Origin of the sequence: Burkholderia sp. AU33803 (assembly GCF_002223095.1) — a bacterium.
Lineage (GTDB): Bacteria > Pseudomonadota > Gammaproteobacteria > Burkholderiales > Burkholderiaceae > Burkholderia.
In genome coordinates this window covers 42,974-59,464 of the sequence record NZ_NKFJ01000007.1, presented here as the reverse complement: position 1 = coordinate 59,464, position 16,491 = coordinate 42,974, and the positions used below count along the sequence as shown (strand labels likewise).

13 protein-coding genes are annotated in these 16,491 nt (G+C 67.3%); 6 read left to right on the top strand and 7 right to left on the bottom strand.

Annotation, left to right across the window (positions count from 1 at the left end; translation table 11 throughout):
• The first annotated feature begins 152 nt into the window (after positions 1 to 152).
• The 4 genes from CFB41_RS29840 to opcM are packed head-to-tail and all read left to right on the top strand — an operon-like array spanning position 153 to position 7,055.
• Complete coding sequence (locus CFB41_RS29840; RefSeq protein ID WP_039367881.1) at positions 153 to 1,013, top strand: alpha/beta hydrolase; 861 nt, start codon at positions 153 to 155, stop codon at positions 1,011 to 1,013.
• Positions 1,014 to 1,045: 32 nt separating this feature from the next.
• On the top strand, positions 1,046 to 2,263 hold the full coding sequence (ceoA, locus tag CFB41_RS29835; protein ID WP_039367880.1) for a multidrug efflux RND transporter periplasmic adaptor subunit CeoA: 1,218 nt from the start codon (positions 1,046 to 1,048) through the stop codon (positions 2,261 to 2,263).
• 45 nt (positions 2,264 to 2,308) lie between these two features.
• The gene (ceoB, locus tag CFB41_RS29830) at positions 2,309 to 5,509 is read left to right on the top strand and encodes a multidrug efflux RND transporter permease subunit CeoB (RefSeq protein WP_089433382.1); all 3,201 of its coding nucleotides are present in this window, start codon (positions 2,309 to 2,311) and stop codon (positions 5,507 to 5,509) included.
• 10 nt (positions 5,510 to 5,519) lie between these two features.
• Entirely contained in the window at positions 5,520 to 7,055 is a 1,536-nt protein-coding gene (opcM, locus tag CFB41_RS29825) for a multidrug efflux transporter outer membrane subunit OpcM (RefSeq protein ID WP_089459073.1), read from the top strand.
• A 101-nt stretch (positions 7,056 to 7,156) separates the two neighbouring features.
• On the opposite strand, the gene CFB41_RS29820 is transcribed toward opcM, so the two are convergent.
• The gene (locus CFB41_RS29820) at positions 7,157 to 7,753 is read right to left on the bottom strand and encodes a TetR/AcrR family transcriptional regulator (RefSeq protein WP_089459072.1); all 597 of its coding nucleotides are present in this window, start codon (positions 7,751 to 7,753) and stop codon (positions 7,157 to 7,159) included.
• Positions 7,754 to 7,878: 125 nt separating this feature from the next.
• Between CFB41_RS29820 and CFB41_RS29815 the strand changes: the two genes are divergently transcribed.
• Entirely contained in the window at positions 7,879 to 8,313 is a 435-nt protein-coding gene (locus tag CFB41_RS29815) for a Tautomerase enzyme (protein WP_089459071.1), read from the top strand.
• A gap of 65 nt (positions 8,314 to 8,378) precedes the next feature.
• Here CFB41_RS29815 and CFB41_RS29810 read toward each other — a convergent pair whose 3' ends face one another.
• Positions 8,379 to 9,269 carry a LysR family transcriptional regulator gene (locus CFB41_RS29810; protein WP_089459070.1) on the bottom strand — a complete coding sequence of 297 codons (891 nt, stop codon included), beginning with the start codon at positions 9,267 to 9,269 and terminating at the stop codon, positions 8,379 to 8,381.
• Between the two features lie 99 nt (positions 9,270 to 9,368).
• On the opposite strand from CFB41_RS29810, the gene CFB41_RS29805 reads away from it, so the two are divergent.
• Positions 9,369 to 9,824: a PACE efflux transporter gene (locus tag CFB41_RS29805; RefSeq protein WP_089459284.1), complete on the top strand. Its 456-nt coding sequence runs from the start codon at positions 9,369 to 9,371 to the stop codon at positions 9,822 to 9,824.
• Positions 9,825 to 9,970: 146 nt separating this feature from the next.
• Here CFB41_RS29805 and CFB41_RS29800 read toward each other — a convergent pair whose 3' ends face one another.
• The 5 genes from CFB41_RS29800 to CFB41_RS29780 all read right to left on the bottom strand — a co-directional run bounded on the left by CFB41_RS29800 (position 9,971) and on the right by CFB41_RS29780 (position 16,175).
• A complete protein-coding gene (locus tag CFB41_RS29800; RefSeq protein WP_089459069.1) occupies positions 9,971 to 10,822 on the bottom strand; it encodes an alpha/beta fold hydrolase in 852 nt (283 codons plus the stop codon).
• 271 nt (positions 10,823 to 11,093) lie between these two features.
• Positions 11,094 to 11,423, bottom strand: coding sequence for a DUF3579 domain-containing protein (locus tag CFB41_RS29795; RefSeq protein WP_089459283.1), 330 nt, complete (start codon positions 11,421 to 11,423; stop codon positions 11,094 to 11,096).
• A 25-nt stretch (positions 11,424 to 11,448) separates the two neighbouring features.
• The gene (locus CFB41_RS29790; RefSeq protein WP_089459068.1) at positions 11,449 to 12,810 is read right to left on the bottom strand and encodes a sigma-54 dependent transcriptional regulator; all 1,362 of its coding nucleotides are present in this window, start codon (positions 12,808 to 12,810) and stop codon (positions 11,449 to 11,451) included.
• Positions 12,800 to 14,683, bottom strand: a complete 1,884-nt coding sequence (locus tag CFB41_RS29785; RefSeq protein WP_089459067.1) for an ATP-binding protein — start codon at positions 14,681 to 14,683, stop codon at positions 12,800 to 12,802. The genes CFB41_RS29790 and CFB41_RS29785 overlap by 11 nt, the downstream gene beginning before the upstream one ends.
• A 127-nt stretch (positions 14,684 to 14,810) precedes the next feature.
• Entirely contained in the window at positions 14,811 to 16,175 is a 1,365-nt protein-coding gene (locus tag CFB41_RS29780) for a 2-hydroxycarboxylate transporter family protein (RefSeq protein WP_089459066.1), read from the bottom strand.
• Positions 16,176 to 16,491 lie beyond the last annotated feature (316 nt).

Genomic DNA, 16,491 nt, shown 5'->3' with positions numbered 1-16,491 from the left:
GCCTCCGGAACAAGAAGGCTGCGCTACCTCGTGGGTAAACGCAGCCTCGGATTGTTCGGGGGCGTTGAATTGTGTTGCCGGATTATAGGCATTTATCCCAATGTCTGCCGGACCCAGAATTCGTTCCATCTCGAAATGGATGCTGCATCGTCATGGACGCTTCTGAATTCAGCAAATTCCTGAAGGCCGCGTTGCCCGTGCAAGCCACGGCAGGCGCGGCGCTGACGGTCGCCGAAGTCGAAATTCCCGGCTACGCGCAGGACATCGTGTTGCGCCTGTACCGCCGCCCGGACAAGACCGGGTTGCCAGTAGTGCTTTATTTCCACGGTGGCGGCTTCGTGCGCGGTTCGCTCGAAGACGCCGATTTCGCCGCGCGTTTTTTAGCAGAACGCTTACCAGCACTCGTAGTGTCGGTCGATTATTCGCTCGCACCGGCCTTTCCTTTTCCGGCCGCGCCGGAGGATGCGTATCGCGCCGCCGTGTGGGCCGCGACGCGCGCCCGCGCGTTCGGCGGCAACCCGAAGAAGATCGGTGTCGCGGGCCATGACGCGGGCGGCCAGCTCGCGAACTGCCTCGCGTTCATCGCGCGCGATCGCGGCGAGGTGCAGATCGTCGCGCAGGCGCTGTTCGGGCCGATGCTCGACCCCAGCATGACGCGCATCGGCGACGCCGATCGCCTTGCTTCCGACATCACCCCGCGCGAATGCGCGGCCTGTTATCGCGCGTATCTGCCGCAGGCCGCGCAACGCATGCACCCCTATGCGGCGCCGCTCGAATCGGTGCGCCTCGCGGGGCTGCCGCCGACGCTCGTCGTCACCGCGCAGAACGACGTGCTGCACGTCGAGGCGGAGAAATATGCGGGCTGCCTGATCTCGTCGGGCGTGCTCACGCAGGTGATCCGCTATCCGGACATCACGCACGCCGCGCTCGCGACGCACGAAGCCGCCTTCGAGGAAGCCGTGCGCTTCTTCCAGTGCCGCTTCCAGGCGCGCCAGCCGAACCGTTCCGAATAACCAAAACCAATCCACGTTTACTGGAGATCCACATGGCCATCCTACGCACCTCCCGTTCCCGAATCGCGACAGCGGCGATCGTGACGCTCGCCGTCGTCGGCCTCGGAACATTCGGCGCGATGCGCGTGAACGCAAACGCACCGGAGAAAGCGGCAGCACCGCTGCCCGAAGTCGACGTCGCGACCGTCGTGCCGCAGACCGTGACCGACTGGCAGAGTTATTCGGGCCGCCTCGAAGCGGTCGAGAAAGTCGACGTGCGCCCGCAGGTGTCGGGCACGATCGTCGCGGTGAACTTCAAGGACGGCGCGCTCGTGAAGAAGGGCGACGTGCTGTTCGTGATCGACCCGCGCCCGTACCAGGCCGAAACCGATCGCGCAGCCGCGCAGCTCGCGGCGGCACAGGCGCGCAACGGCTACGCGCAGACCGACTGGCAGCGCGCGCAGCGGCTGATCGGCGACAACGCGATCGCGAAGCGCGACTACGACGAGAAGCAGAATGCCGCCCGCGAGGCGACGGCGAACCTGAAGGCCGCCGAAGCCGCGCTGGAAACGGCGCGCATCAACCTCGGCTATACGCGGATCACGGCGCCTGTCTCGGGCCGCGTGTCGCGTGCGGAAATCACGCTCGGCAACGTCGTGTCGGCCGGCGCGTCGGCCGCGCCGCTGACGACGCTGGTGTCGGTGTCGCCGATCTACGCGTCGTTCGACGCGGACGAGCAGACCTACCTGCAATACATCAACGGCGCGCGCAACGGCCGCAAGGTGCCGGTCGAGCTCGGCCTCGCGAACGAAACCGGCTACTCGCGCAGCGGCGAGATCGACTCGGTCGACAACCGCCTCGACACGTCGTCCGGCACGATCCGCGTGCGTGCGCGCTTCGACAACGCCGACGGCGCGCTCGTCCCGGGCCTGTATGCACGCGTGAAGGTGGGCGGCAGCGCGCCGCACGAGGCACTGCTCGTCGACGACGCGGCGATCAACACCGACCAGGACAAGAAGTTCGTGTTCGTCGTCGACCAGCAAGGCCGCGTGTCGTACCGCGAAGTGCAGCAGGGGATGCAGCACGGCAACCGGCGCGTGATCGTGAGCGGGCTTTCCGCCGGCGATCGCGTGATCGTGAACGGCACGCAGCGCGTGCGCCCCGGCGAACAGGTGAAGCCGCACATGGTCCCGATGACGGGCGGTGACGCGCCGTCCGCGCCTTTGGCGGGCAACGCGAAGCCGGCCGCCCCGGCGAAGGCGGATTCGTAAGCGGCTTGCCGCTTCCGATCCGCGTTCAACCAGACAGAGCAACTCATGAACATTTCCAAATTCTTTATCGACCGGCCGATCTTTGCAGGAGTCCTATCGGTGATCATCCTGCTCGGCGGGGTGATCGCGATGTTCCTGCTGCCGATCTCCGAATATCCGGAAGTCGTGCCGCCTTCCGTGATCGTCAAGGCGCAGTATCCGGGTGCGAACCCGAAAGTGATCGCCGAGACGGTCGCGTCGCCGCTCGAAGAGCAGATCAACGGCGTCGAGGACATGCTCTACATGCAGTCGCAGGCGAACAGCGACGGCAACATGACGATCACCGTCACGTTCAAGCTCGGCACCGATCCGGACAAGGCCACGCAGCTCGTGCAGAACCGCGTGAACCAGGCGCTGCCGCGCCTGCCGGAAGACGTGCAGCGGCTCGGCATCACGACGGTGAAGAGCTCGCCGACGCTGACGATGGTGGTCCACCTGATCTCGCCGGACAACCGCTACGACATGACCTACCTGCGCAACTACGCGCTGATCAACGTGAAGGATCGCCTGTCGCGGATTCAGGGCGTCGGCCAGGTGCAGCTGTGGGGGTCGGGCGACTACGCGATGCGCGTATGGCTCGATCCGCAGAAGGTCGCGCAGCGCGGGCTGTCGGCGGAGGACGTCGTGCAGGCGATCCGCGAGCAGAACGTGCAGGTCGCGGCCGGCGTGATCGGCGCGTCGCCGTCGCTGCCGGGCACGCCGCTGCAGTTGTCGGTGAACGCGCGCGGCCGCCTGCAGACGGAAGACGAGTTCGGCGACATCGTCGTGAAGACGACGCCGGACGGCGGCGTCACGCACCTGCGCGACATCGCGCGGATCCAGCTCGACGCGTCCGAATACGGGCTGCGCTCGCTGCTCGACAACAAGCCGGCCGTCGCGATGGCGATCAACCAGTCGCCGGGCGCGAACTCGCTGCAGATCTCGGACGAAGTGCGCAAGACGATGGCCGAGCTGAAGCAGGACATGCCGGCGGGCGTCGACTACAAGATCGTCTATGACCCGACGCAGTTCGTGCGTTCGTCGATCAAGGCCGTCGTGCACACGCTGCTCGAAGCGATCGCGCTGGTCGTGATCGTCGTGATCGTGTTCCTGCAGACCTGGCGCGCGTCGCTGATTCCGCTGATCGCGGTGCCGGTGTCGATCATCGGCACGTTCTCGCTGCTGCTCGCGTTCGGCTATTCGATCAACGCGTTGTCATTGTTCGGGATGGTGCTCGCGATCGGGATCGTGGTCGACGATGCGATCGTGGTGGTCGAGAACGTCGAGCGGAACATCGAGAGCGGGATGAACGCACGGGCGGCGACCTACAAGGCGATGCAGGAAGTGAGCGGGCCGATCATCGCGATCGCGCTGACGCTCGTCGCCGTGTTCGTGCCGCTCGCGTTCATGTCGGGCCTGACCGGCCAGTTCTACAAGCAGTTCGCGATGACCATCGCGATCTCGACGGTGATCTCGGCGTTCAACTCGCTGACGCTGTCGCCGGCGCTGTCCGCGATCCTGCTGAAGGGCCATGGCGACAAGGAAGACTGGCTCACGCGCGTGATGAACCGCGTGCTCGGCGGCTTCTTCCGCGGCTTCAACAAGGTGTTCCATCGCGGCGCGGAGAACTACGGCCGCGGCGTGCGCGGCGTGCTGTCGCGCAAGACGCTGATGCTCGGCGTGTACCTCGTGCTGGTGGGCGCGACCGTGCTCGTGTCGAAGGTCGTGCCGGGTGGTTTCGTGCCCGCGCAGGACAAGGAATACCTGATCGCGTTCGCGCAGCTGCCGAACGGTGCGTCGCTCGACCGCACCGAGAAGGTGATCCGCGACATGGGCTCGATCGCGCTGAAGCAGCCGGGCGTCGAGAGCGCGGTCGCGTTCCCGGGGCTGTCGGTGAACGGCTTCACGAACAGCTCGAGCGCGGGCATCGTGTTCGTCACGCTGAAGCCGTTCTCGGAACGGCACGGCAAGGCGCTGTCGGCCGGCGCGATCGCGGGGGCGCTGAACCAGAAGTACGGCGCGATGAAGGACTCGTTCGTCGCGGTGTTCCCGCCGCCGCCGGTGCTCGGCCTCGGTACGCTGGGCGGGTTCAAGATGCAGGTGGAGGATCGCGGCGCGGTCGGCTATGCGCGGCTTGCGGATGCGACCAACGACTTCATCAAGCGCGCGCAGCAGGCGCCTGAACTCGGCCCGTTGTTCACGAGCTACCAGATCAACGTGCCGCAGCTCAACGTCGATCTCGATCGTGTGAAGGCGAAGCAGCTCGGCGTGCCCGTGACCGACGTGTTCAACACGATGCAGGTGTATCTCGGTTCGCTGTACGTGAACGACTTCAACCGCTTCGGGCGCGTGTACCAGGTGCGCGTGCAGGCCGATGCACCGTTCCGCCAGCGCGCGGACGACATCCTGCAGTTGAAGACCCGCAACGACCGTGGCGAGATGGTGCCGCTGTCGTCGCTCGTCACGGTGACGCCGACGTTCGGCCCGGAAATGGTCGTGCGCTACAACGGCTACACGGCGGCCGACATCAACGGCGGCCCGGCACCGGGCTTCTCGTCGGGGCAGGCGCAGGCGGCGATCGAGCGCATCGCGCATGAAACGCTGCCGCGCGGCGTGCGGTTCGAATGGACCGACCTCACGTACCAGCAGATTCTTGCCGGCGATTCGGCGATGTACGTGTTCCCGATCAGCGTGCTGCTCGTGTTCCTCGTGCTCGCGGCGTTGTATGAAAGCCTGACGCTGCCGCTCGCGGTGATCCTGATCGTGCCGATGAGCATTCTGTCGGCGCTCACAGGCGTGTGGCTCACGCAGGGCGACAACAACATCTTCACGCAGATCGGCTTGATGGTGCTGGTGGGGCTGTCGGCGAAGAACGCGATCCTGATCGTCGAGTTCGCGCGTGAACTCGAACACGACGGCAGGACGCCGCTCGAGGCCGCGATCGAGGCGAGCCGGTTGCGGCTGCGCCCGATCCTGATGACGTCGATCGCCTTCATCATGGGGGTGGTGCCGCTCGTCACGTCGACGGGTGCCGGTTCGGAAATGCGCCATGCGATGGGTGTCGCGGTGTTCTTCGGGATGCTCGGCGTGACGCTGTTCGGGCTGATGCTGACGCCGGTGTTCTACGTCGTGCTGCGCACGCTCGCGGGCGGCAAGATCCACGTCGCCGGGAAGGACTCGGCGGGTTACGGTGTGCCGTCCCAGCACGTGCCGGCTTCGGATGCTTGAGGACAGGAAGATGAATAACTTGCACAACACGAATGGCCTGATGCGCTTCGCGAAGGTGGCGGCCGCGAGCACCCTGCTCGCGACGCTGCTCGCCGCGTGCGCGGTGGGGCCCGACTACAAGCGCCCCGATGCGCCGACGCCTGCCGCGTTCAAGGAAGCGCCGACGCTCGCCGCCGGCGAACAGGCCGGCACGTGGAAGACGGCCGAGCCGGCGGACGGCGCGCATCGCGGCGAATGGTGGAAGGTGTTCGGCGACCCGGTGCTCGATTCGCTCGAAGCGCAGGCGCTCGCCGCGAACCAGAACCTGAAGGCCGCGGCCGCGCGGGTCGAGGAAGCGCGTGCGGCGACCCGCACCGCGCGCTCGCAATGGTTCCCGCAGATCGGCGCCGGCTTCGGGCCGACGCGCGAGGGGCTGTCGTCGGCGTCGCAGTTCCAGCCGCAGGGCACGGGGCCGACCAACGCGACGCTGTGGCGCGCGCAGGGCACGGTGTCGTATGAAGCCGACTTGTTCGGCCGCGTCGGCCGCAACGTCGAGGCGTCGCGTGCCGACCAGGCGCAGAGCGAAGCGCTGTTCCGTTCGGTGCAGCTCGCGCTGCAGGCGGACGTCGCGCAGAACTACTTCGAACTGCGTCAGCTCGATTCCGACCAGGACCTGTACCGCCGCACGGTGGAGCTGCGCGAGCAGGCACTGAAGCTCGTGCAGCGCCGCTTCAACGAAGGCGACATCAGCGAGCTCGACGTGTCGCGCGCGAAGAACGAGCTGGCCACCGCGCAGGCCGATGCGGTCGGCGTCGCGCGGCGGCGCGCGGCGTCCGAGCATGCGCTGGCGATCCTGCTCGGCAAGGCGCCGGCGGATTTCGCGTTCAAGGAAACGCCGATCGTGCCGGTCGCGGTGAAGATCCCCGCGGGCCTGCCGTCCGCGCTGCTCGAACGCCGTCCGGACGTGTCGGCGGCCGAACGTGCGATGGCGGCCGCGAACGCGCGGATCGGCCTCGCGAAATCGGCGTACTTCCCGAAGCTCGATATCACGGGGGCGTTCGGGTATGAGGCGTCGACGCTCGGCAACCTGTTCCTGTGGTCGAGCCGCACGTTCCTGCTCGGGCCGTTCGCCGGCACCGCGCTGACGCTGCCGCTGTTCGACGGCGGCCGCCGTGCGGCCGGCGTGCAGCAGGCACGCGCGCAGTACGACGAGCAGGTCGCGAACTACCGGCAGCAGGTGCTCGTCGCGTTCCGCGAGGTCGAGGACAATCTCGCCGACCTGCGCCTGCTCGACGACCAGATCCGCGCGCAGGATGCGGCCGTCAACGCGTCGCGCCGCGCGGCGACGTTGTCGCGCACGCAGTATCAGGAAGGCGAGGTCGCGTATCTCGACGTGATCGACAGCGAGCGCTCGGTGCTGCAGTCGCAGTTGCAGTCGAACCAGTTGACCGGCGCGCAGGCCGTGTCGACCGTGAACCTGATCCGCGCGCTGGGCGGCGGATGGGGGCCGGCACCGACGGCGGTGGGCGATGCGGCGACGGGCAAGGCGGAGGTGGCGGCGCGGTGATGCACCGGCCCGAGACGGGCCGACTTACCGGGTAGTCGATCGAAGCACCCCGATCCGTGGCGACGCGGATCGGGTTTTTTATTGGCGGTTAGTCAGGGCAGTCAGGCCTGTTGCTCCGGCTTCACGTCCGTGCGCTCGGCGATCACGACCGCGTAGCGGCCGACCGCATCGGCGATGCGTTGCGCGAGCTCGGGATCGCGCACCGCGCGCGCAAGCGTGACACCGCCTGACAGCAGCGCGAGGAACGCGATAGCCCGATCGTCATCGGGTGCGCTTTCCATTCCTGCCGACACTTCGTCGACGATCTGCCGCAGTGCCTGCTCGTACGCGTCGCGCGTCTCGTCATCGGCACGCATCACTTCCGGGGACAGGCTCGGCAGCGCACAGCTTTCACCGAGTTCGCAGGTGCGTCGCGGGCCGAGGTAGAACGACACGAACGGGCGCCGCCAACGCGCGCCATGCTCGGCCTTGAACGTCGCGACGCCGTGCCGGAGCTGGGCAAGGCCATCGAGGACGACCTGCCGGAACGCTTCACCCTTCGTTTTGAAATGGCCGTAGAACGCGCCGTTGGTGACGCCCGCCGCCTTCGTCAGCGGACCGATGCCGGAGCCGCCATACCCCTCCTCGCGGAACAGCCGGCTCGCGGCTTCGAGGATGCGCGTACGGGTTTCGTGCTTGTGCTCGACGGAATAACGCATGACAGGCTCGCTTCAGAGCGATCACTCTTTATCTTGCATAGAGAGCGATCAGTGTCTAATGTATAGAGAGTGACTGGTATTTATATCACGTCACGATCCCGATGACCTGACCTGGAGAAAGTGCGATGCCGATTACGCTGACCGTATCAGAAGGGGTTTTCACGCCGGACGACGAGGGGCCGGTGTTTGCCGAGTTGACCGATGCGCTGCTGGAAGTGGAGGGGCTGACCGGGAATGCGTTCCTGGCGCCGAACGTGGTGGGCACGCTCAACGTGCTGCCGCGACACCGGACCTTCGTGCGGGGGCGCGCGGAGCCCGCTGCGTTCGTCGAGCTGAAGTTGCCCGCCGTGGCGCTCGCGGCGCCCGAGCGGCAGCGGGAATTCGTCGAACGGGCGACCGAGATCGTGCTGCGCTGGGCAGGTGGGCGGCTGACGGCCGCGCAGGTGTGGGTGAATGTGGTTCATGCGGTCGACGGTGGATGGGGCATTGCCGGACGACGCTACGACAACGTGTCGCTCGTCGATTCGATCCAGAGCGCGGCGGCGGCGGCCACGCACTGATCGCAACTAACGGTCAGGCCGTCCGGCGTTGATCGACGGCGTGGCGGCGTTCGCCGCCACGCCGGTCATTTTTCGTCACCCGCCACCCGCAGCGCGCGAACCAGTTCGCTCGCCGCCTTGCCGAGCCCCGTATGTTTCGGCCGCCGCAGGTACACGGGCAGCGGCAACCCGTTGCGGATGTTCGCGAACACGAGCGGCGCGAGCTCGCCATCGGCGACGTATCGGCCGATCATGGATTCGGGCAGGTTCGCCCAGCCATGCCCGGCCTTCACGAGCGCGATTGCGGTGGCCATGTCGGTCACCTTCCACGTGCGGTTGCCGATCACCGGCCGCACGTCAGTCAGCGGCCGCTCGGGATCGGCGATCACGATCTGCCTGAAGCCCGACAACCGCTCGATTGCTTCCGGTTGCGCGCATTCGGCGATCGCCGGATGGCTTGGCGCGGCGACCGCGACGAGCGTCTCGGTCCACAGCGCGTGGATCTGCTCCTGCGGATGCAGGTCGAGCCCGCCATACGCGACACATAGATCGACGGCGCCGCGATGCAGCGCATCGATGATCACGTCCTGCGGCGCCGTGACGATGCTGATCGCGAGCGCCGGGTATTTCGCGGCGACGGCCGTCAGCGCGCGGGCGACGGACGCGCCGTCGAGTTCGGCGGCGAGGCCGAGCCGCAACGTATCCTCGACGCCTTCCGACAGGTGCTGCGCATGCGCGCGCAGCGCGTGCAGCCGCTCGGCGATCGACCGCGCGTCGGGCAGCAGCGCCGCCATCGCGGCGGTCGGCGTCGGTTCGCGCGTGCCGCGGTCGAACAGCACGAGGTCGAGTTCGGCCTCGAGGTTCGCGATCGCCATGCTGATCGCCGACGGCGTGCGGCCGAGCGCGCGCGCGGCCGCGGAAAACGAGCCTTTGTCGATGACGGTCAGCAGCATGTCGATGTGGTCGCTGGTCAGCATGCACTGGCCTCCTGTCAGAAAAATTGAAAGGACCTGACTTTGGCGGACGCGCTACCCGCTGATAGTCTCGCCACCTTGTTCGATAGAAGGTGGATGGTGATGCAAGGGTGGAAGAGACGCATAGTCTACGTCGTGATGTTCGAGGTGCTCGGTATCCTGATCGCATCGTCGGTGCTCGGCATGCTGAGCGGCGCCAGCGTGGCGGCGAGCGGCCTGCTGGGCGTGATGATTTCGACGACGGGCGTCACCGTCAATTTCCTGTACAACCTCGTGTTCGAGGCGTGGGAGCGCAGGAGTGCAGCGACGACGCGCACGGTCGGACGCCGCGTACTGCATGCGATCGGCTTCCAGATCGCGCTCGTGACGTTCCTGATCCCGCTGATCGCTTGGTGGCTCGACGTGTCGCTGCTGCAGGCGTTCCTGTACGACGCGGTGCTGATCGTGTTCTTCCCGATCTTCACGTTCACGTACAACTGGGCGTTCGACAGCGTGTTCGGGCTGCCCGATGCGGTCACGCGCAAGGCGGAGCCGGAGCCGGAGCCGGCCGTGTGGTAAGCCGTGCTGACGGAATGGCGCAGGCGGATTGACGGGGCGGACGCGCCGGTGACGCACGGCGGTTGATGAAGCGGCGATGCGGCGCGTATCCGCATCGTCGTTGAACAGCGAGGAGAACGGGCGGCGCGGAAGCCGCCCGGGAGCCTTTACGCGGCGACGAACTCGTGCACGAAGCGGTTGAACACGGCGGGGCTTGCCGCGTTCATCCCGTGCGACGCGCCGGCGACGGTCTGCCGTTGCGCGTTGCCGATCCACTGCGACAGCGTGTCGACGTTGTGGCGGAACATCTTCGGGCTGCGCTGGCCGTCGATCAGCAGCGTGCGGCATGCGATGTCGCCGGCGGTGTGCTGCGAGTACGCGGGCAGGGGGTCGAGCAACTGCTTCGGCAGCGTGCTCGCGTTGTCGATCGCCATCGTGCGGAAACGCGACGTGCTCTTCTTCCATGCACCCGGCAGGCTCACGGAATCGACGAACATCTCGAGGCCCGATTCGACGTCGCCTTGCCCGATCAGGTTCACGGCCTGCGTGCGCAGCGCGATCGCGGCGGCCGGCAGCGCGGCTTCGCGCACGCCCGGCTGTTGCAGCGGGCCGCCCGGATCGGCGAGCGTCAGCGATTCGACGAGATGCGGATGCTGGCGCGCGACGTTGAACGCGACGCTGCCGCCGCGCGAGTGGCCGACCAGGTGCACGGGGCCGAGATCGAGCGCGTCGATGAATTCGGCGAGCTCGTCGACGTGGTTCTGCCAGCTGAACTCGTCCTGGATGCCCGCTTCGACGGCCGGCCAGTAATGGCTGAGGCTCGGCGCGATGCAGCGGTAGTGGGCCGACAGCGCGGCGAGCTGCGGATCCCAGTAGCGGTAGTCGCACAGCGAGCCGTGCACGAACACCATCGGCGCGCCGCTGCCCCGCTCGACATACGGCAGGCTGATGCCTGACGAGAGCGTCGCAAATTGCAGGTCGGGGTTCGCGAGCACGGACGGCTCGATTCGCATGTTCATGACTGAAAGACTCAAAGGTGCGTCAACACGACGCAACTATGCATCACGGCGACCTGCAAGGAAAACGCATAATTTTCATCGTGACGATCAATTTTATTGATGGCTCGGCCGGAAACCCTTGTCGGAAGGGGATGGGTGTCGATGCTTTCAATAATCTGACGATTGGTCGCGGCGCCGGAAAGGCCGGATAAAGACGTGCGGCGACCTGCGCACCTGCACATCGCATCTTTGGAAAACGGGAAGAAAGCGCGCCGCGACAGCGGCCCGCGCGTCAGCGCACCGCCAGCGCGGGTGCGGTCTGAAGCACGACCGGGAGATCGTTGTCGGTCGCGAACTGCATCGCGAAATCGAACGCGTCCGCGCACACGGTGCGCAATTCGTCCGACACGAACAGACATTTGACGTTGCCGTCGACGACGGGCATCGCGAGCCGCGACAGCGCGCACGGATAGCCGGGCCGCCGCTCGCCGACGAACAGCGTGATGACGCCCGCGAGGCGCTCGGGCCAGTCGCTCGGGCGAAAGGTTTTCTGCGCGTGCGTGACGCCGCGGATCAGGTGGCCGGTGACGCGGCCGTGTTCGGTGATGTCGATGCGATCCATGCTGGAGTGCGTGTCCTCGTTCTCGTCATTCGCCGCCATCGGCCGCCGCGTCGCCGCGCGCGGGAATCCGCAGGTTGCGCAGCTTGTGATAGAGCGTTTTCTTCGGCATCCCGAGCGCTTCGCTTGCGTCCGCAACATTGCCGTTGTGACGCTGCAGCATGTCCTCGATCAGCATCCGCTCGAAATACGCGAGCTGCTCCGCGAGCGTGCCGCCTGCGGCCGGCGCGCCGCCGGACGACAGCAGGCTGTCGCCGGTCAGCCCGAGCACGAAGCGGTCGGCCACGTTCTGCAGCTCGCGCACGTTGCCCGGCCATGCATGCGTCATCAGTTCGGACACCTGCGCAGCCGTGACGACCGGCGCCGGCTGCCCGAAGCGGCGCGCGGCCGCGAGCACGAAATGCTCGAACAGCAGCGGGACGTCCTCGCGCCGCTCGCGCAGCGGCGGCAGTTCGATCTGCGCGACGTTGAGGCGATACAGCAAGTCAGCACGAAAGCGGCCGTCGGCCGCGAGCTCGGCAAGATCGGCCTTCGATGCGGCGACCACGCGGCAGTCGACCGGAATCAGCTCGTTCGCGCCGAGCCGCTCGACCACGCGCTCCTGCAGCACGCGCAGCATCTTGACCTGCAGCGGAATCGGCATCGTCTCGATCTCGTCGAGGAACAGCGTGCCGCCGTCCGCCCATTCGATCTTGCCGATACGCTTCTTGATCGCGCCGGTAAATGCGCCGGCTTCATGGCCGAACAGTTCGCTCTCGAACACCTGTTCCGGCAAACCACCGCAGTTCAGCGCGACGAAATGCGCGTCGCGCCGGCCGCCGAAGTCGTGCAGGCTGCGCGCGATCAGTTCCTTGCCGGTGCCCGTCTCGCCGGTGATCAGCACCGACACCGACGTATCGGCGAGGCGCAGGATCTTCTTGCGGACGTCGGCCATCGCGGGCGACTTGCCGAGCACGAACGCCTCGATGCCCTGCCAGTTGTTCAGCGCCGCGCGCAGCCCCTGCACTTCCAGCGTCAGACGGCGCTTCTCGACCGCGCGCGCGACGCGCCCCGCGATCACGTCCGACGAAAACGGCTTCTCGATGAAGTCGTACGCGCCGACCTGCATCGCGCCGACGGCCGTCGAGATGTCGGCATGGCCGCTGATCAGCACGACCGGGATCTGCGCGTCGATGGCCATCACGCGATCGAGCAGCTGCAGCCCGTCGATGCCCGGCATCCGCACGTCGGACACGATCACGACCGGTGCGCCGGGCGCGACGTGATGCAGCGCGTCGGCGGCCGACGCGAATGCGTCCACTGCGAAGCCGGCAAGCGCTACCGCCTGCTCGACGCCGATCCGGACGTTTTCATCGTCCTCGACGACCAGCACCCGAATCTCATCTTCCATGCTCTGTCCTTTGCAGCGTGGCCGCCGCGAATTCGATACTGAACTGCGCGCCGCCTTCGTCGCGGTTCGTCGCGGCGATCTTCGCGCCGAACGCCTCGACGATGCGCGACGTGATCGCGAGGCCGAGCCCGAGGCCCTGGCCGCGCGGCTTGGTCGTGACGAACGGCTCGAACAGGTGCGGCAGCACCTCGGGCGCGATGCCCGCGCCGCTGTCGGCGACGGTGAAGCGCACGCGGCCGGCTTCGTCCGGCCCGGCGGCCGCGATGACGATGCGGCGCACGCTCGCGTCGTGCACCGCGTCGAGCGCGTTGCCGAGCAGGTTCACGATCACCTGCTGCAACTGGCTCGATTCGGCCGATACGGCGGTGCCCGGCGCGATGTTCACGTCGAGCTGCACGCCTTCGTCGCGGATCCGCGCATCGTAGATCAGCCGCGCATGTGCGACGGCCTCGTTCAGCGACACCGCGACGCGTTCGACGTCGGGCTTGCGCGCGAAGGTCTTCAACTCGCCGGTGAGCACCGCCATGCTGTCGACGAGCTTGCCGATCCGTTCGAGATTGGCGAGCGCCGGCGCGGGCTGGCCGCGCTCGAAGAACGTGCGCGCGTTGTCGCACAGCGTGCGGATCGCGACGAGCGGCTGGTTCAGCTCGTGCGTGAGGCCGGCGGCCATTTGCCCGAGCACCGCGAGCTTGCCCGCATGCACGACTTCCTGTTGCGACGCGCGCAGCCGCTGCTCGGTGCGCTCGCGCTCGACGATCTCGCGCTGCATCCGTTCGTTCGCGGTCGTCAGCGCGGCCGTGCGCTGCGCGACGGTCAGCTCGAGCTGGTCGTTCGCGCGCCGCAGCGCGTCCTGCGCGTTCAGTCGCGCGACGATGGCCCGACGGCGCTGGATCGCATAGCCGGCGAGCAGCGCGGCGATCAGGAACGCACCGGTGACGAACACGAAGGCCGTCTGCTGCTGGCGCCGCGCGCCCGCGATGTCGAGCAGCACCATCAGCGAATCGCCGGCCTGCGGCGCGGGGCGCGACATCACGAGATAGCGCGTGGTGCGGCCGCTGTGGCGTGTATCGGGGAAGGTGCCGAACCACGCGGCCGCGCTGCGGTCGCCGATATGGCGGTACGGCAGCGCATCGACCGTGCGGCCTGCGTATTGCCGCGACGCCTGGATGTCGCGCTGCTGCTGCGCGGTGATCGGGCGCAGCGCGGTGAATTTCCACGCGGGTTCGGTCGAGATCACGACCACGCCGTTGCGATCGACGACCATCGCGGCGACGCCCGGCGCGCGCCATGCCGATTCGAGCGGATCGACGCTGATCTTCACGGCGGCCACGCCGATCGGCACGCCTTCGTCGCGCACCGCGCTGGCGAAGTAGACGCCCGGCACGCCGGTGTTGGTGCCGATACCGAAGAAGCGGCCGCTGCCGCGCGCGAGCGCGTCCTTGAAGTACGGCCGGTACGACACGTTGGTGCCGACGAAGCTGAGCGTCTCGTTCCAGTTGCTGGCGGCGATCACGTCGCCCTGCAGGTCGATCACGTCGACCGCGCCGCTGCCCGCGTCGCGGTTCACGGCTTCGAGGTAGGTGTCGACCGTGTGCACGAGTTCGGGAGCCTCATGCGGCGCGGCTTTCAGCATCGCGCGCACGCCGTCCTGCCGCGCGACCAGGCCGGGCAGGATCTCGAAGCGGCCGAGCTCGCTCTTCAGGCTCGACGCGTACAGGTCGAGCCGGTGCGCGCCGGTTTCCTCGAGCGCGTCGATCGCGCGTTCCCACGCGAAATCGACGGCCGCGGCCGCCACGCATACATACAGCACGCTGGCCGATGCCCAGCCCCACCACGGGATGCCCTTGAAGCTCTTCTGCACGTTCGCCCTCATCGAAACCCGCAACCGCCCGCCCGGCGTGACGCCCGAAACGACGCCCCGAACGACGCGCGCCGCGCGCCGGCTGGGCCGGCGGCGGCGCGTGCAAAGCGGCCGGCGCGACGGTGCGCGCGGCGGCGCGTCATCCGAAGTGGGCGACCAGGATCAGCGTGACCGTGACGACGATCGCGCCGCCGATCCGCGTCGCGATCTGCGCGAACGGCATCAGCTGCATCCGGTTCGCGGCAGTCAGGATCGCGACGTCGCCGGTGCCGCCTTGCCCGCTATGGCAGGCGTTCACGATTGCGGTGTCGATAGGGTACATCTTCATCAGGCGGCCGACCACGAAACCGGTGCCCATCAGCGTCGCGACGGTCGACACGATCGTGACGACGTTGACGATCGTGAACGCGGCGGTCAGCTTGTCCCACGGCGTCATCGCGACGCCGATCGCGAACAGCAGCGGGTACGTGACGGCGGTCGAGAAGAACTTGTAGACGACGAACGCGCCTTCCTGCAGCGGCGGCGACACCGCACGCGCGAGCTTCACGAGCACCGCGAGGAACAGCATCGCGACCGGCGCGGGCAGGCCGAACAGCTTGTGCGCCATCAGGCCCACCAGATACAGCGTGATGGCGGTGATGCCGGCGCCCGCGATGTGCGAGACGTCGACGTGGCCGCGGATTTCCTCGTTCTCGGGCGTCATGTCGCCCGATTCGCCGACCTGCAGGCGGCCGTTGCCGGTCAGGTGCGGGAAGCGCTTGCCGAGCATGTCGAGCGCGCCCGACAGGATGATCGCGGTCAGGCTGCCGAGCATCACCGGCGGCAGCACCATTGCGAACATCTCGCCTTGCGGCAGATGCATCAATTCCGAATAGCCGATCGACAGCGGAATCGCGCCTTCGCCGACGCCGCCGGCCATGATCGGCACGACGATGTACAGCAGCGTGTGGCGCGCGCCGAGGCCGAGCACGGTGCCGACCGCCGTGCCGACGATCGCGGCCGCGACCGAGCCGGCCGCGAGCGGGATGAAGATCTTCACGAAGCCCTGGATCAGCACGCGGCGATCCATGCTCAGGATGCTGCCGACGATGATCGACGCGATGAACAGGTACAGGAAGTTGGTCGACTTCGTGAACTCGACGGTGAGGTTCAGCACCGGCTTCGGCAGCACGTGGTAGTACGTGAGCGCGGACGGCACGAAGGTCGCGAAGATCGCGGCCGCGCCGATGTTGCGCAAGAGCGGCAGGCGCTTGCCCAGTTCCGCGCAGGTGAAGCCGAAGAACGCGAGCACCGCGATCGCCATCGAGATTTCACCGGGCACCTTGCCGGTCACCGAGAAGCCGACGATCAGCGCGAGCAGGATGAAGTAGACGGGCAGCGGAATGATGCCGATGCGGATTTCCATCAGTTTCCACCAGCCTTCCGGCCAGAAGCGCGCGCGCGGGGCGGCGACGGCGTCGGAAACCGGCTCCGGATGGGACGGGGTATGGATAGAGGTCTGCAAGACGTGTCTCCTGATGTTGGTATGCCTGCATGGCTTCGCGGCATCGTGTGCCGTCTATTACGCAACCCCCGTGCCAGAAATCCCGCTCGCCGGAAGATTTTTAATGCATTGATTTATAAGGATTTTGTTTCGTCTGCGGAAAGGCGGCCCCGACCGGCTGGCCGAGATTTCGGAATTCGCCCGGCGCCCAGGCCGAGATTTCGGCCTGGCGGCCGGCCGGGCGCCCGGTCGCACCTCCGATCCCGCATGGCCGCCCGCCATATCGCCGCGCGCGATTTTCTTCGCACAATCGCTTCGTAGACCGCCCCCGCGCCGC